Origin of the sequence: Sphingomonas desiccabilis (assembly GCF_004135605.1) — a bacterium.
Lineage (GTDB): Bacteria > Pseudomonadota > Alphaproteobacteria > Sphingomonadales > Sphingomonadaceae > Sphingomonas > Sphingomonas desiccabilis.
The window spans coordinates 1,141,374-1,156,372 of record NZ_SDPT01000002.1 but is presented as its reverse complement, the minus strand read 5'-3'; the positions used below and the strand labels follow the sequence as shown (position 1 = coordinate 1,156,372).

Here is a 14,999-nt window from a genome sequence, read left to right as displayed (position 1 = left end):
AACTCTCAAGTTTGATGTTCCACCCAATCCCCGCGGAATAACGAGGATCAAGCAGCTCACTTCAAGGAGCCAATTCCTGCACATCACATATACTGTGGATATGTAATAGGACACATGAACTGGCTTAGCTTTAACCGACCACACCACGCCTTGAAAACGTGGCAGACCGGAGCCGCCGCCCACATGTCCCTTCATCTTAACCAACAATGTCAAAGAACAAAACGCCGGCGCTCCAGCAAACCCCTCTTTCAAGAGGCGCTCAGCACCAGGTTTTTCGCGACCCCAGCAAGCGCTCCGTTCGGTGCGCCGCTGCGGTGAACGGGTCTCTAGACGCACTCTCCACACCCGTCAAACCCATTTTTCAAAAATGTTGCGTAAAATCGTGCAAACCGCAGAAATGGTACGATTTTCCGCAGCCGCACGGCCCGTTGGGACGGTTAGCCGGGCCGAATCATCGCCGTTCGGGGTGTCTGCCGGGGGACCTCTCCCCTTGCCTATCGGCGCTCCACGCGTGATCTGCCTGCTATCCGCCGCGCACGAGTGAAACGATCCATGACCAACCCCGCCTCCGCACTGACCATCGTTCCGCCAAAGGCGCCGCTTCGCGGGCGCCTGGTGCTGCCGGGTTCGAAGTCGATCACCAATCGCATGTTGCTGATCGCAGCACTGGCGCGTGGCACCAGCCGGCTTACCGGGGCGCTCAAAAGCGACGACACGAAACACATGGCGGCGGCACTGCGCATGCTGGGGGTAGACGTCCGGGAGCCTGATGCGACCAGCTTTGTCGTGACCGCCTCCGGCACCTTGCAGCCTTCTGCCGAGCCGCTGTTCCTGGGCAATGCGGGAACGGCGATGCGCTTCCTGACCGCCGCTGCCGCCACGATCCAGGGGACCACGATCCTGGATGGCGATGCCCATATGCGCAAACGGCCGATCGCGCCGCTGGTGGAGGCGCTGCGCCGCATGGGCGTTGCGATCGACGCCCCCAGCGGTTGTCCGCCGGTTCGGGTCGACGGAGCGGGTATCCCGGGGGGGCGAGTGATCGTCGACGCGGGGCTTTCCAGCCAATATGTCTCTGCACTGCTCATCGCGGCAGCCTGCGCGAACGGTCCGGTCGAGGTCGTGCTTGCCGGCGGCGACATCGGCGCGCGTGGCTATATCGACCTGACGCTTGCAGCAATGCGGAGCTTCGGGGGCCAGGTCACACCGATGGGGCAGACCGGCTGGACGGTCGCCGCCACAGGCTATCGGGCGGCAGACGCAATGGTGGAGCCGGATGCCTCGGCAGCCACCTACCTCTGGGCGGCAGAAGTCCTGACCGGAGGCAAGATCGACATCGGCCTAGCTCCCGATCGCTTCAGCCAACCCGATGCAAAGGCGCAGGCGCTGATCGCTGCCTTCCCCAACATGCCGGACGTAATCGACGGTTCGCAGATGCAGGACGCGGTACCGACGCTTGCCGTGCTGGCCGCGTTCAACAACCGGCCGGTGCGGTTCACAGGGGTCGCGAATCTGCGCGTCAAGGAATGCGATCGCATTCGCGCGCTATCGACCGAACTCAACCGCATCCGCAGCGGCCTCGCCGAGGAAGAGGGGGACGACCTGCTGGTCCATGGCGATCCGGAGCTGGCCGGTCAGACGTTGCCGACGGCGATCGAGACCTACGCCGATCACCGCATCGCGATGGCCTTCTCGCTCGCCGGCCTGAAGATCAACGGGATCCGAATCCTCGATCCGGGTTGCGTCGCGAAGACCTATCCCGGCTATTGGGATGCGCTGGGGGCGTTGGGAGTGCGGCTGGTGCCGGAGGCCGGAGCCTAAGCGCCCGCGCGGGCGAGCAGGCGCTGCGCCTGTTTCAGATGTGGCGCGTCGAGCATGCGCCCCTTGTGGCGCAGCACCCCCGCCCCCGGCTCAGCAGCGAAGGCGGCTATCACCGCCCGCGCCTCGTCAAGCTGATCCGGCGTCGGCGTGAAGGCGGCGTTGATGACGGGCACCTGCGCGGGGTGGAGCGCGAGCATCCCCGTGAAGCCGTCCCGCGCCGCGCGCGCCGCATAGCGCTCCAGTCCGTCTTGATCGGCCAGCGCCGGATAGACGGTGTCGAGCGCCGCCACGCCGGCCGCGTGTGCGCCGAACAACGCGAGCCCGCGTACCATTTCGTAGGGAGGCGTGTAGCGCCCGTCGCCCTCGCGAGCGGTAGCGGCGCCGATCGCTGCCGGCAGGTCCTCCGCGCCCCAGCTGATCCCGAGCAGATGGTCCGCGACTTCCGAATAACTGCCGAGCGAGAAGATCGCGGCCGGCGTCTCCGTCGCGATCGGAAGAACCGGAGGGCCTTCGCTTCCAAGCTGCGCCACGAGCTGCCGGATGCTCGCCGCGCCCTCTGCCTTGGGCAGCACGATGCCGTCGGCCCTTCGGGCGGCGGCAAGGTCGGCATCCAGGCGGCCGGAATCCAGCGGATTGATGCGCACCAGCCGCAGGACACCGCTCGCCGACTGGCTCAGGAATGCCGCAACCTCTCGTGCGGCCGCATCCTTGGCGTGTGGATGCACCGAGTCCTCCAGGTCGAGGATGATTGCGTCGGCGCCACTTCCCGCCGCCTTGGCAAAGCGATCGGGCCGGTCGGCGGGGACGAACAGCAGCGAGCGCAGCCTCACGACCCGGTCCGCCGCAAGAGCGCCGCGCGCAGGCAGTCGCACACCACCGCGTCGCGCTGGTTGAACAGCTGGTGGCGGAAGGTGACGATCCCCGCGTCCGGCCGCGAGCGGCTGTCGCGCAGCTCCACCACCTCGGTCTCGGCGCGCAGCGTATCGCCCAGGAACACCGGCTGCGGGTGGATCAGCTTGTCGTAGCCCAGGTTCGCGACCAGGGTGCCGAGCGTCGTGTCGCCCACCGACAGCCCCACCATCAGCGCGAAGGTGAAGGTGCCGTTGACGAGGATCTGGCCGAACTCCGACGCGCGCGCCGCCTCGGCATCGAGGTGCAGTGGCTGCGGATTGTGGGTCATGGTCGAGAACAGCAGGTTGTCGGTCTCGGTCACGGTACGGCGGATGTCGTGGACCAGGCGGTCGCCCACCTTCCACTGGTCGTAGAAACGTCCCGCCATCAGCCCTCCTCCCGCTCGACGCGCACCAGCAGCGAGCCTTCGCGCACCTGTGCACCCGCTGCTGCCGGCAACTCGGCAATCGTCCCGTCGAACGGCGCGACCAGCCCGTGCTCCATCTTCATTGCCTCCAGCGTCATGAGCCGCTGTCCCTTGATAACGAGGTCGCCCGCACCGACCTCCACGGCAGTGATGCGCCCGGGCATGGGCGCGAGCAGCGCGCCGTCGCCGCCGGCACCGCCGCGCGCACCCTCCACGCGATAGGGAGCGACTGTGAAGGCGGCTCCCGCTTCGAAATAGGTCCGGGCGCTGCCGTCCGTCACGCTGCTGCGCATGGTGTCGAACCAGAGAGCATGGTCCTCCACGACGACCTCGGAGGGCGCGCCGTCGACCAGCATGCGCACCGTGCGCCGTTGCGGGGCATTGAGCCGAAACCCGAACCGCCCCTGCAGGAATTCACGCGCGGGGTTGTCCCAGCCGCCTGGAACATGCGCTTCGTCAAAGGCCAGATCATCGGCGGCGTATTGCAGCAGCGCATCCGACGGCACGGGTGCTGCGCACAGCGCCTCCAGATGCGCGGCGATGAAGCCGGTGGTGACATCGCCCTCCTGAAACTTCGGCGCATCGAGCAGCCGCTTCAGGAACCAGGCGTTGGTCCGCACCGGCTCGCACTCCACATCCTCGCACGCGTCCGCCAGCGCGGCGATCGCCTCGCTGCGGCTGGGAGCGGATGCGACCAGCTTCGCGATCATCGGGTCATAGTAGGGCGAGATCGTATCGCCAGCCTCAACGCCCGTCTCGATGCGGACCGTCTGTGGCAGGTCGAGATGGTCCAGGCGCCCGGTCGAAGGCAGGAAGCCGGTCGCCGGGTTCTCAGCATAGAGCCGCGCCTCCATCGCCCACCCGTCGATGCTCAGTTCGTCCTGCCGCTTGGGCAGCGGCTCGCCCGATGCCACCCGCAGCTGCCACTCGACCAAATCCTGCCCGGTGATCTCCTCCGTCACCGGGTGCTCGACCTGCAGCCGCGTGTTCATTTCCATGAACCAGATGCGGTCGGCGCGCAGGCCTTCCGATCCGTCGGCGATGAACTCGATGGTGCCGGCGCCGACATAGTCGACGGCCTTTGCCGCGCGCACCGCGGCCGCGCACAGCGCCTCGCGCGTGGCCGAATCCATCCCGGGCGCCGGCGCTTCCTCGATCACCTTCTGGTGGCGACGCTGGAGCGAACAGTCGCGCTCAAACAGGTGGACGACATTGCCGTGGGTGTCGCCGAACACCTGCACCTCGATATGGCGCGGAGAGAGGATGTACTTCTCGATCAGCACGCGGTCGTCGCCGAAGGCCGAGGCCGCTTCGCGTCGGCATGACTGGAGCAGTTCGGCGAAGTGGGCGGCGTCGTCGACGCGCCGCATCCCCTTGCCGCCGCCGCCGGCCACCGCCTTGATGAGCACCGGATAGCCGATCGCCTGCGCCTCGGCCGCCAGCCGCTCGGCGCTCTGGTCCTCGCCCAGATACCCCGGCGTCACCGGCACGCCGGCGTCGATCATCCGCTGCTTGGCGGCGTCCTTCAGCCCCATCGCGCGGATGCTCGCCGCGTTGGGCCCGATCCAGACCAGCCCGGCCGCGACCACCGCCTCGGCGAAGTCGGCGTTCTCGGACAGGAAGCCATAGCCGGGATGGATCGCCTCCGCCCCGCTCTCCCGCGCGGCGGCGAGGATGCGCTCGCCCACCAGATAGCTCTCGCGCGCCGCCGCCGGCCCGATGGCCATCGCCGCATCCGCCAGCCGCACGTGCCGGGCGTCAGCGTCCGCTTCCGAATAAACGGCGATGGTGTGGATCCCCAGCCGTCGCGCCGTGCCGATGATCCGGCACGCGATCTCGCCCCGGTTGGCGATGAGAAGAGACTGAATCATCAAAACTCCTGCTCCTCCCCGGCACGGGGAGGGGGACCAGCCGCAGGCTGGTGAAGGGCGCGCGCGCCACGCGCGGCGACGGCGGCGAAGGCGGAGCGGCTAATGGGCCCCTCTCCGTCATGCTGAACTTGTTTCAGCATCCATGTCTCCCCACGCGCGGTGCTACGTTGTTGGCGATGTCCAAACAGCCCTGCGTCTACATCTTGGCCAGCCGGCCGCTGGGCACGCTCTACATCGGCGTGACCAGCGATTTGGTGCGACGCCTTCACGAACATCGTAGCGGAGACCACGCGGGGTTCACCTCCGTCTATGCAGTCCACCGCCTCGTGCGATACGAGCTGTGCGAAGACATGCCGAGCGCCATCGGCCGCGAAAAGCAGCTGAAGCGGTGGCATCGCAACTGGAAGATCAACCTGATCGAGTCCGAGAACCCGGACTGGCATGACCTGGCCCCCGGCATCGGTCTGCCGCCGCTGGCTCCACGACCGCGGCGGGGTAGGCCCTGAAACGAGTTCAGGGCGACGATTGCAGAGCACGCTCACATCCGGAACACGCCGAAGCGCGGCGTCTCTGGAATGGGCGCCTCCAGCGTAGCCGCCAGTGCCAACCCGAGCACGTCGCGCGTCTGCACCGGATCGACGATGCCGTCGTCCCACAGCCGCGCGGTCGCGTGCCATGGGTTGCCCTCGTGCTCGTACTTCTCGCGGATCGGCGCCTTGAACGCTTCGGCTTCCTCCGGCGACCAGCGATCGGCATCGCGGTGGACGGTGGCGAGCACGCTCGCCGCCTGCTCGCCGCCCATCACGCTGATACGGCTGTTGGGCCAGCTGAACAGGAACCTGGGCGAGTAGGCGCGCCCGCACATGCCGTAGTTGCCGGCCCCGAAGCTGCCGCCGATCAGCACCGTGATCTTCGGCACCGACGCGGTGGCGACCGCGGTCACCAGCTTGGCGCCGTGCTTGGCGATCCCCTCCGCCTCGTACTTGCCGCCGACCATGAAGCCGGAGATGTTCTGGAGGAACAGCAACGGCACCCGCCGCTGGCAGGCGAGCTCGATGAAGTGCGCACCCTTCACAGCACTTTCGCTGAACAGCACGCCGTTGTTGGCGAGGATCGCAACCGGCTGGCCCCAGATATGCGCAAAACCGCACACCAGGCTGCTGCCGTAGAGCGGCTTGAACGCGTGGAACTCACTGCCGTCGACCAGCCGCGCGATCACCTCGTGCACATCGTACGGCGCGCGCACGTCCTGCGGCACGATGCCGTAGAGTTCCTGCGGGTCGTGCCTGGGCGGGCGCGGCGGCTGGCGGTTGACGCTCGCCCCGGTGGGGGGCGGGAGCGTCGAGACGATGTCGCGCACGATCGTCAGCGCATGCTCGTCGTTCTCGGCGACATGGTCGACCACGCCGGAGGTGCGGCCGTGCGTCTCCGCCCCGCCCAGTTCCTCGGCGCTGATCTCCTCGCCCGTCGCCGCCTTCACCAGCGGCGGGCCGGCGAGGAAGATCGTGCCCTGGTTGCGCACGATCACGCTCTCGTCCGACATGGCGGGCACATAGGCGCCGCCCGCGGTGCAGCTGCCCATCACGCAGGCGATCTGCGGAATGCCGAGCGCCGACATGTTTGCCTGGTTGAAGAAGATGCGGCCGAAGTGGTCGCGGTCCGGAAACACCTCCGCCTGGTGCGGCAGGTTCGCGCCGCCACTGTCGACCAGGTAGATACACGGCAGCCGGTTGGCCTCGGCGATCTCCTGCGCGCGCAGATGCTTCTTGACGGTGAGCGGGTAATAGGTCCCGCCCTTCACCGTCGCGTCGTTGCACACGATCATCACCTGCCGGCCCGACACGCGGCCGATGCCGGCGATCACCCCGGCACCCGGCACCTCGCCGCCGTAGAGGTCGTGCGCGGCAAGCTGGCCGATCTCCAGGAACGGCGAGCCGGGATCGAGCAACCGCTCGACGCGCTCGCGCGGCAGCAGCTTGCCGCGGGCGGTGTGGCGCTCGCGAGACCGCTCGCTACCGCCGAGGGCCGCGGTTGCGACATCAGCGCGTAGCCGCTCGGCGAGCGCGCGGTTGTGCGCGGCATTGGCTCGGAAGGTGTCGCTATCCGGCGCGACGTTGGTGGAGAGGACGGGCGCGCTCACTGGCGCGTCTCCCCGCCGTCATGCTGAACTCGTTTCAGCATCCATCGTGCCACAAGCGCGGACGTCTCCAGCGGAGAGATGGACCCTGAAACAAGTTCGGGGTGACGGCAGCGGTGGAGGCGACGGCCAGCCATCCTCACTGCGCCACCGGCGGGTTGTTGCCGACCAGCTCGCGCCCGATCAGCATCCGCCGGATCTCGTTCGTCCCCGCGCCGATATCCAGCAACTTGGCATCTCGCAGAAAACGCTCGACCGGCCAGTCCTTGGTATAGCCCGCGCCGCCCAGCGCCTGGATCGCCTCCAGCGCGACCTTTACCGCATTCTCGCTCGCCAGCAGGATCGCGCCCGCCGCATCGAAGCGGGTCGTCCGCCCGGCGTCGCAGCTGCGCGCCACCGCATAGACGTACGCCCGCGCCGAATTGAGCGCGACGTACATGTCGGCGACCTTGGCCTGCATCAGCTGGAATTCGCCGATCGGCCGGCCGAACTGGCGCCGCTCGCGCACAAACGGCAGCACCACGTCGAGGCACGCCTGCATGATGCCGAGCTGGATGCCCGCCAGCACCGCGCGCTCATAGTCGAGCCCCGACATCAGCACGCCGACGCCGCCGTTGAGCGGTCCCATCACGTTTTCTTCAGGCACGAAACAGTCGTTGAACACCAGCTCCGCAGTGGGACTGCCGCGCATGCCCATCTTGTCGATCTTCTGCCCGATCGAGAAGCCGGCCATGTCCTTTTCGATCAGGAAGGCGGTGATGCCGCGGCTCCCCTCGCCCGTCTTGGCATAGACCACCAGCGTGTCGGCATAGGCGGCGTTGGTGATCCAGAACTTGGTGCCATTCAGGCGGAAGCCGCCGTCGACCGCCTCGACCCGCAGCTTCATCGACACCACGTCGGAGCCGGCGCCCGCCTCCGACATCGCCAGGCTGCCGACATGTTCGCCCGACACCAGCTTGGGCAGATACTTCGCCTTCTGCTCGGCATTGCCCCAGCGGCGGATCTGGTTGACGCACAGGTTGGAGTGCGCGCCATAGCTCAGCCCGACCGAGGCGGAGGCGCGGCTGACTTCCTCGACCGCGACGACATGCTCGAGATAGCCCAGGCCCAGCCCGCCGAACTCCTCCTCGACGGTGATGCCGTGCAGACCGAGCTCACCCATTGCCGGCCAAAGATCGCGCGGAAACCAGTCCTCCGCATCCACCCGCGCGGCAAGCGGCGCGATGCGGTCGCTCGCGAAGCGACGCGTCGTGTCACGGATCGCCTCGGCCATCTCGCCGAGCGCGAAGTCGAAGTCCGGGGTCAAAACGGCCTCTCCATCTGTTCTGTTTTGCGCGAGTGTAGCATGGCTTTTCGCGAACGAAAGTTGCGCGTGGGTGAAACAGCCGAAAAGCGGCGCGGCGCTGCTGGCGAGCGCCGGCCCGATGCTCTACAGCCGCGGCGTCTCCCCCTTTCGAGAAATCCCGTGTCCGATCCCCTGCCGATCCGCGTCGTCGCGCTCTACCGTTTCACCACCTTCGACGATCCCGCCGCGCTGCGCGGGCCACTGGCGCAGACGTGCTGCAGCCTGGGGGTGAAGGGCACGCTGCTGCTCGCACCGGAGGGGATCAACGGCACCATCGCCGGCACCGACGCGGCGATCGACAGCGCGCTGGCGGCGATCCGCGCGCTGCCGGGCTGCGCCGCGCTGGAGCACAAGGAATCGCGCGCGGCGACCATGCCCTTCCACCGCATGAAGGTGCGGCTGAAGCGCGAGATCGTGACAATGGGCGAGCCGCACGTCGATCCCGTCGGCCAGGTCGGCACCTATGTCGCGCCGGAGGACTGGAACGCGCTGATCGCCGATCCGGAGGTGGTGCTGATCGACACGCGCAACGCCTATGAGGTCGCGGTCGGCACCTTCCAGGGCGCGATCGATCCCGCGACCGACAGCTTCCGCGACTTCCCCAGCTGGTTCCGCGACCATCGCGACACGCTGCTCGCCGGCAAGTCCAAGGTGGCGATGTTCTGCACCGGCGGCATCCGCTGCGAAAAAGCCACCGCGCTGCTCCGCGCCGAGGGGGTGGACGCGGTCTACCACCTCAAGGGCGGCATCCTGAAATATCTGGAGGAGGTGCCGGAGGCGGACAGCCGCTGGAACGGCGAGTGCTTCGTGTTCGACCAGCGCGTCGCGGTCGGCCACGCCCTCGCGCCGGGCAGCCACGCGCTGTGCCACGCCTGCCGCATGCCGGTGAGCGTCGCCGACCAAGGCTCGCCGCTCTACGAGGAAGGCGTCAGCTGCCCCGCCTGCTACCACCAGCGCAGCGACGAAGACCGTGCCCGCTATGCCGAACGCCACCGCCAGGAGAAGCTCGCCGAAGCGCGCGGCGAGGAGCATGTCGGCGCGACAATTTCGGATCGCGGCGTAGAAGCTGCCGATCGGGCGTAGAGCCCAGACCAGCGATCCTGTACCCCGGCGAAGGCCGGGGCCCAGTTGCGGTGCCGTCGCTGGATTGCGCGACACCGCAAAGGCCTCCCCATCCGTACCCCGGCCTGCGCCCGGGTACGAGGAACGTTGTTGGGAGCTCACCCGCCCCGTGTGCGGCGTTCTTTCGCGTGATGCTCCATCCGGCGGAACAGGAGGTCGAGGTCCTCGCGGGTGACGTCGAACGTCTCGCCCAGATCTTCGAGTGCGCGGTCGAGATCTTCCGGATGTGGCACGGTGTCGGCAGCCGCTGGTGCAACCGGCACCGGCCGATGCGGATAGGAGTGCCCCGACAGGCGGTGAAAGGCGACACCCGCCAGCATCAGCAACACGGCATTCAGCCCCACCGGTACCAGCGCGAAGCCATAGCCGGCCGTCACCACCACCGGTCCGCCGACCACCGCCGTCAGCGCCGCCGCCCCGCCCGGCGGGTGCAGGCAACGCAGCAGCGACATCGCCAGGATCGCACCGCCGACCGCGACGCCCGCTGCCAGGTGCGGCACGGGAATGAACCGCGCCGCCGTCACCCCCACCAGTGCCGAGACGATGTTGCCGCCGACCACCGACCAAGGCTGGGCGAGCGGACTCGCCGGTACCACGAACACCAGCACCGCCGCCGCGCCCATCGGTGCCACCAGCAGCGGCAGCGAGCCCATGTCGCCCAGGAACCAGACGCTGATCGCGCCGGTCAAGGCGATGCCGAACACCGCGCCCAGACAGGCAAACAGACGATCCGGCAGCGTGCCGCCGGCGAGAATGGGGACAAAGAAACGGCGCATCACGGCGACCTGTGCCGAACCCCGCCCCCACAACCAAGCCAGAAAACCACGCCGGCAAACAAGCGCCGGTTGTCAGCCGCTGCTATCCGCGCTTCCCCAACATCCGGATGATGCCCGAGAAGTCGGTGGTCGCGCCGCCGTCGGCGACAAAACTGCCGTAGAGCTCGGCCGCCCGCGCGCCCATCGGCGTGTCGACGTTGGCGCCGCTCGCCGCATCCAGCGCCAGCCGCAGATCCTTGAGCATCAGCGCCGCGGCGAATCCGCCCTGATAGTCGTGGTCGGCCGGCGTCTCCGGCCCGACGCCCGGCACCGGACAATAGGTCGTCATCGACCAGCTCTGTCCCGAACTGGCCGAGCTGATGTCGTAGAAGGTCTGCGGATCGAGCCCCAGCCGCTCGGCAAGCAGGAACGCCTCGCAGGTCGCGATCATCGTCGCACCCAGCAGCATGTTGTTGCAGGCCTTGGCCGCCTGGCCCGCGCCGGCCTCGCCTGCGTGGATCACCGCCTTGCCCATGAGGCTCAGCAGCGGCTCGGCCGCGGCAAAGGCGGCGTCGCTGCCGCCCACCATAAAAGTGAGCGTGCCGGCCGCGGCACCCGCGATCCCGCCCGAAACCGGCGCATCGACCGCGAGCAGCCCCTTGGCCGCAGCCGCCTCCGTCAGCCGACGGGCGGTCGCGACGTCGATGGTGGAGCTGTCGATCAGCACCGCGCCCGGTGCCGCAACGCCGAACACACCGTCTTCATAAACCGCAGCGACATGGTGCCCGGCGGGCAGCATCGTCACCACCGCCTCGGCACCTTCTGCGGCTGCCCGGGCGCTGTCGCTCGGCAGACACCCCGCCTTGCGTGCCCGTTCCAGCGCCTCGTCCGACAGGTCGAAGGCACGCACGTCGTGCCCCGCCTTCGCCAGGTTTGCGGCCATGCCGCCACCCATGTTGCCCAGGCCGATGAAGCCGATCCGTGCCATATGCTGTCCTCTCCCGCCCGACGTGCTGCCTGCTGTTTTCCCACTCACCTCCCGTGCTCCTGCGGAGGCAGGAGCCCAGGGCCGCGAACGCCGCAGCGGTTGCTCTGCTGGACCCTGGATCCTGCCTGCGCAGGGATACCGCACTGTCCCCAAGCATCCGCCGCGACTCCCGCGAGGGGGTCTATCTACCCGTCCAGTTGCCCGCCCGCTTCTCAACGAACGCGGCCATGCCTTCCTTCTGATCCATCGTGGCGAATAGCGCGTGGAACAGGCGGCGCTCGAACTGGATGCCTTGGGCCAGCCCTGTCTCGAAGGCGGCGTTCACCATCTCCTTGTTCGCCTTGACGGCCAGCGGCGCCATGCCGGCGATGGTGGCGGCGGTCTTCACCGCTTCCTCGACAAGATCGGCGGCGGGTACCACCCGGCTGACGAGCCCGGCACGCTCCGCTTCCTCGGCCTCCATCATCCGGCCGGTCAGGCACATTTCCATCGCCTTCGCCTTGCCGACGGCGCGCACCAGCCGCTGCGACCCGCCCATGCCCGGCGAGACGCCCAGCTTGATCTCGGGCTGGCCGAACTTCGCGGTGTCGGCGGCAAGGATGAAGTCGCACATCATCGCCAGTTCGCAGCCGCCGCCCAGCGCATAGCCGGCGACCGCGGCGATCACCGGCTTGCGGGTGGCGGTGATGCGCTCGTACCCGGCGAAGTGGTCGGTGCCGTACATGTCGGCGAAACCCATTTCCGCCATTTCCTTGATGTCCGCTCCTGCGGCGAACGCCTTCTCGCTGCCGGTGAGGACGGCGCAGCCCTGCGAGGCGTCTGCGTCGAAGGCGGCAAGCGCGGCAATCAGGTCCGCGAGCACCTGGGCATTGAGCGCGTTCAGCGCCTTGGGCCGGTTGAGCGTGATCAGCGTCACCGCCTCGCGCTGCTCGACCAGGATGTTCTCATATTCTGCCAATGCGGGTCTCCTTCAGCCCTGGGGGCTCCATTCGCCTTCCGCGTCCAGCGGCGCGAAGATGCGGTCGATCATGTGGTCGGTCACGCCTTCCGGCGTCGCCGGGTCCCAGCGCGGCGCATTGTCCTTGTCGATCAGCACGGCCCGCACGCCCTCTGCAAAGTCGGGTCGCTGCACGATGTGGGCAGCCACCGCATATTCCTGGCGCATCTCGTCTTCGAAGGTCGGCATGGTCGCGCCTTCCAGCAGCAGCTTGAGCGCAACCTTCATCGACAGAGGCGATCGGTTGCGCAGCACGGACAACTGCTCGGTCGCCCAGACCCCGCCGTCCGCTTCGAGCGTGGCGAGAATGTCCTCCAGCCGATCCGAAGCGAACAGCCGGTCGATCGCCTCCCGATGCTCCAGGATCGCCGCGGATGGCGGCACATCCGAGAGCGCATCGAGGATTGCGCCCGCCTCCTGCGGCGCCTCGCCCAGCTGCGTCTTGGCGGTCTCCAGCCGGTCGGCAGGGATATAGTGGGTGGCGAGGCCCAGCGCATGGCATTCGGCACCGCCGATCCGCGCGCCGGTCAGCGCAAGATATTGCCCGACACGGCCACGCAGGCGCGACAGATACCAGCCCCCGCCCACGTCGGGAAACAGGCCGATCGCAGTCTCGGGCATGGCGAACAGCGTGTTCTCGGTCGCGATCCGGAAGCGCGCCGGCTGCGAGATGCCGACGCCGCCGCCCATCACCACCCCGTCCATGAACGCGACCACGGGCTTGGCATAGGTGAACAGCCGATGGTTGAGCCGGTATTCAGTGGCGAAGAAGGCGCGCGCCTCGACGCCGTCGCCCTTCCCGCTCTCGGCCGCGCGGCGGACGTCGCCGCCCGCGCAGAAGCCGCGGCCCTCGGCATGGTCGATCAGCACGATCTCCACCGCCGCATCCTCGCGCCAGTCCTCCAGCGCCGCCAGCATCGTGCCGCACATGCCCTCGTTCAGCGCATGCAGCGCGCGCGGGCGGTCCAGCCGGATACGGCCAGCCTTGCCGTCGACCTCGATCCGAACCTCCTCCGTCATTCGCGCACCAGCTCCCGTCCCACGATCATGCGCATCACCTGGTTGGTCCCCTCCAGGATCGAATGCACGCGCAGGTCGCGCCAGAAGCGTTCGATCGGATAGTCCATGAGGTAACCGTAGCCGCCATGCAGCTGGAGCGCGCGATCCACCACGGACGATCCCGTATCCGTGGCGAAGCGTTTGGCCATCGCGGCGAAGCGCGTCCGGTCGGGCGCCTCGGCCGTGACCTTGGCCGCCGCGGTGTAGAGGAGCGCCCGAGCCGCCTGCAGCTCGGTATCCATGTCCGCCAAAGTGAACTGCGTGTTCTGGAAGTCGGCGATGGCGCGGCCGAACTGCTTGCGATCGCGCGTGTAGCGGATCGCCTCGTCCAGGCAGCGCTGCGCCCCGCCCAGCGAGCAGGCGCCGATGTTGAGCCGGCCGCCGTCGAGCCCCTTCATCGCGATGCGGAAGCCTTCGCCTTCCTGTCCCACCAGGTTCTCGGCCGGCACGCGCACCCCGTCGAGGTTCACCTGTGCGGTCGGCTGCGAATGCCAGCCGAGCTTGCGCTCCTGCGCGCCGAACGAGAGGCCGGCCATGTCCTTTTCCACCGCGAAGCAGGAGATGCCGCGCGGCCCCTCCTCGCCGGTGCGCGCCATCACGAGGTAGAGGTCGTTCTCGCCCGCGCCGGAGATGAATTGCTTGGTGCCGGTGAGCACATAGTCGCCGCCGTCGCGCACCGCCCGCGTCCGCAGCGCCGCCGCGTCGGAGCCGGACGATGGCTCGGTCAGGCAATAGCTCGCCATCCGCTCCATCGTGACGAGGTCGGGGAGATACTTCGCCTTCAGCCCATCCGACCCGAAGCGGTCGAGCATCCACGACGCCATGTTGTGGATCGAGATGAAGGCGCTGGTGGACGGGCAGCCATAGGCCATCGCCTCCATGATCAGCGCCGCCTCTAGCCGGCCCAGGTTGATGCCCCCCGCTTCCTCGGACACGTAGATCGCGGCGAAGCCCAGGCTCGCCGCCTCCTTGATGACGTCGCGCGGGAAGATGTGCTTCTCGTCCCATTCGCCGGCATGCGGGGTGATGCGATCGGCAGTGAACCGCCGCGCAAGTTCCTGGATCTCACGCTGGTCTTCGGTCAGGTCGAACTGGTTGGTCATGAGTAGGGTCTATTCCCTTTTTGCGTCATCCCGACGGAAGTCGGGATCCATTGCCGCTCCGGCAGTTGAGAAGCGAAGCGCGAATGGATGCTGACTTCCGTCAGCATGACGATGGTGGGGGTGGTGAGGAATGGACAGGCTGTCCTGCGTTTGCCTGCTGGCGAGCGGCCGGAACGGCACGCTGTACGTCGGCGTGACGTCGAACCTGATGGGGCGGCTGCATCAGCATCGAAGCGGGTTCCTGCCCGGCTTCACCAACCGGTACGGCGTCAAACGGCTCGTCTGGTACGAAGTCGCCGAGACAATACCCGACGCGATCGCACGCGAGAAGCAGCTCAAGGCATGGCGTAGAGACTGGAAGGTGGCGCTGATCGAGCGCGAAAACCCGTTCTGGGAAGACCGCGCGATCGACCTCGGTTTCCCGCCGCTGCCACAGACCTAACCCGTCATCCTGACGAAAGTCAGGATCCATTGCTGCTCCGC

General features: G+C 67.9%; 14 protein-coding genes. 4 read left to right on the top strand and 10 right to left on the bottom strand.

The features are described from left to right. Positions 1–552: 552 nt before the first annotated feature. Positions 553–1,821, top strand: coding sequence for a 3-phosphoshikimate 1-carboxyvinyltransferase (locus tag EO081_RS13615; RefSeq protein WP_129342416.1), 1,269 nt, complete (start codon positions 553–555; stop codon positions 1,819–1,821). On the opposite strand, the gene EO081_RS13610 is transcribed toward EO081_RS13615, so the two are convergent. The 3 genes from EO081_RS13610 to EO081_RS13600 are packed head-to-tail and all read right to left on the bottom strand — an operon-like array spanning position 1,818 to position 5,010. Further along, entirely contained in the window at positions 1,818–2,651 is an 834-nt protein-coding gene (locus EO081_RS13610; protein ID WP_129342415.1) for an HpcH/HpaI aldolase/citrate lyase family protein, read from the bottom strand. The genes EO081_RS13615 and EO081_RS13610 overlap by 4 nt on opposite strands. Continuing rightward, on the bottom strand, positions 2,648–3,100 hold the full coding sequence (locus tag EO081_RS13605) for a MaoC family dehydratase (protein WP_129342414.1): 453 nt from the start codon (positions 3,098–3,100) through the stop codon (positions 2,648–2,650). Before EO081_RS13605 ends, EO081_RS13610 begins: the two co-directional genes overlap by 4 nt. Next, positions 3,100–5,010 (bottom strand): acetyl/propionyl/methylcrotonyl-CoA carboxylase subunit alpha, encoded by a 1,911-nt coding sequence (locus EO081_RS13600; RefSeq protein WP_129342413.1) that lies wholly within the window; start codon positions 5,008–5,010, stop codon positions 3,100–3,102. Before EO081_RS13600 ends, EO081_RS13605 begins: the two co-directional genes overlap by 1 nt. Before the next feature lie 176 nt (positions 5,011–5,186). Here EO081_RS13600 and EO081_RS13595 point away from each other — a divergent pair, with 176 nt between their 5' ends. Next, complete coding sequence (locus EO081_RS13595; RefSeq protein ID WP_183947949.1) at positions 5,187–5,516, top strand: GIY-YIG nuclease family protein; 330 nt, start codon at positions 5,187–5,189, stop codon at positions 5,514–5,516. 32 nt (positions 5,517–5,548) lie between these two features. On the opposite strand, the gene EO081_RS13590 is transcribed toward EO081_RS13595, so the two are convergent. Next, positions 5,549–7,150: a carboxyl transferase domain-containing protein gene (locus EO081_RS13590; RefSeq protein WP_129342412.1), complete on the bottom strand. Its 1,602-nt coding sequence runs from the start codon at positions 7,148–7,150 to the stop codon at positions 5,549–5,551. Between the two features lie 136 nt (positions 7,151–7,286). After that, complete coding sequence (locus tag EO081_RS13585) at positions 7,287–8,453, bottom strand: isovaleryl-CoA dehydrogenase (RefSeq protein WP_129342411.1); 1,167 nt, start codon at positions 8,451–8,453, stop codon at positions 7,287–7,289. A gap of 159 nt (positions 8,454–8,612) precedes the next feature. On the opposite strand from EO081_RS13585, the gene trhO reads away from it, so the two are divergent. After that, positions 8,613–9,575, top strand: coding sequence for an oxygen-dependent tRNA uridine(34) hydroxylase TrhO (gene trhO / locus EO081_RS13580; protein WP_240697671.1), 963 nt, complete (start codon positions 8,613–8,615; stop codon positions 9,573–9,575). A gap of 137 nt (positions 9,576–9,712) precedes the next feature. Here the strand turns inward: trhO and EO081_RS13575 are convergent, their stop codons facing one another. From EO081_RS13575 to EO081_RS13555, 5 genes are all read right to left on the bottom strand, one after another. Continuing rightward, complete coding sequence (locus EO081_RS13575) at positions 9,713–10,390, bottom strand: HPP family protein (RefSeq protein ID WP_129342409.1); 678 nt, start codon at positions 10,388–10,390, stop codon at positions 9,713–9,715. Positions 10,391–10,472: 82 nt separating this feature from the next. After that, positions 10,473–11,405, bottom strand: a complete 933-nt coding sequence (gene mmsB, locus EO081_RS13570) for a 3-hydroxyisobutyrate dehydrogenase (RefSeq protein WP_276319840.1) — start codon at positions 11,403–11,405, stop codon at positions 10,473–10,475. 133 nt (positions 11,406–11,538) lie between these two features. Beyond that, positions 11,539–12,315 carry an enoyl-CoA hydratase gene (locus EO081_RS13565; protein ID WP_129342407.1) on the bottom strand — a complete coding sequence of 259 codons (777 nt, stop codon included), beginning with the start codon at positions 12,313–12,315 and terminating at the stop codon, positions 11,539–11,541. Between the two features lie 12 nt (positions 12,316–12,327). Continuing rightward, on the bottom strand, positions 12,328–13,374 hold the full coding sequence (locus tag EO081_RS13560) for an enoyl-CoA hydratase/isomerase family protein (RefSeq protein WP_129342406.1): 1,047 nt from the start codon (positions 13,372–13,374) through the stop codon (positions 12,328–12,330). Further along, positions 13,371–14,516 carry an acyl-CoA dehydrogenase family protein gene (locus EO081_RS13555; protein ID WP_129342405.1) on the bottom strand — a complete coding sequence of 382 codons (1,146 nt, stop codon included), beginning with the start codon at positions 14,514–14,516 and terminating at the stop codon, positions 13,371–13,373. The genes EO081_RS13560 and EO081_RS13555 overlap by 4 nt, the downstream gene beginning before the upstream one ends. Positions 14,517–14,646: 130 nt before the next feature. Between EO081_RS13555 and EO081_RS13550 the strand changes: the two genes are divergently transcribed. Further along, positions 14,647–14,958, top strand: coding sequence for a GIY-YIG nuclease family protein (locus EO081_RS13550; protein ID WP_129342404.1), 312 nt, complete (start codon positions 14,647–14,649; stop codon positions 14,956–14,958). Positions 14,959–14,999: the final 41 nt, after the last annotated feature.

Bases quoted from the DNA above. Each gene is read 5' to 3' on its own strand.
- EO081_RS13615 (WP_129342416.1), top strand. From the start codon at position 553: ATGACCAACCCCGCCTCCGCACTGACCATCGTTCCGCCAAAGGCGCCG.
- EO081_RS13605 (WP_129342414.1), bottom strand. From the start codon at position 3,100: ATGGCGGGACGTTTCTACGACCAGTGGAAGGTGGGCGACCGCCTGGTC.
- EO081_RS13600 (WP_129342413.1), bottom strand. From the start codon at position 5,010: ATGATTCAGTCTCTTCTCATCGCCAACCGGGGCGAGATCGCGTGCCGG.
- EO081_RS13595 (WP_183947949.1), top strand. From the start codon at position 5,187: ATGTCCAAACAGCCCTGCGTCTACATCTTGGCCAGCCGGCCGCTGGGC.
- EO081_RS13575 (WP_129342409.1), bottom strand. From the start codon at position 10,390: ATGCGCCGTTTCTTTGTCCCCATTCTCGCCGGCGGCACGCTGCCGGAT.
- EO081_RS13560 (WP_129342406.1), bottom strand. From the start codon at position 13,374: ATGACGGAGGAGGTTCGGATCGAGGTCGACGGCAAGGCTGGCCGTATC.
- EO081_RS13555 (WP_129342405.1), bottom strand. From the start codon at position 14,516: ATGACCAACCAGTTCGACCTGACCGAAGACCAGCGTGAGATCCAGGAA.
- EO081_RS13550 (WP_129342404.1), top strand. From the start codon at position 14,647: ATGGACAGGCTGTCCTGCGTTTGCCTGCTGGCGAGCGGCCGGAACGGC.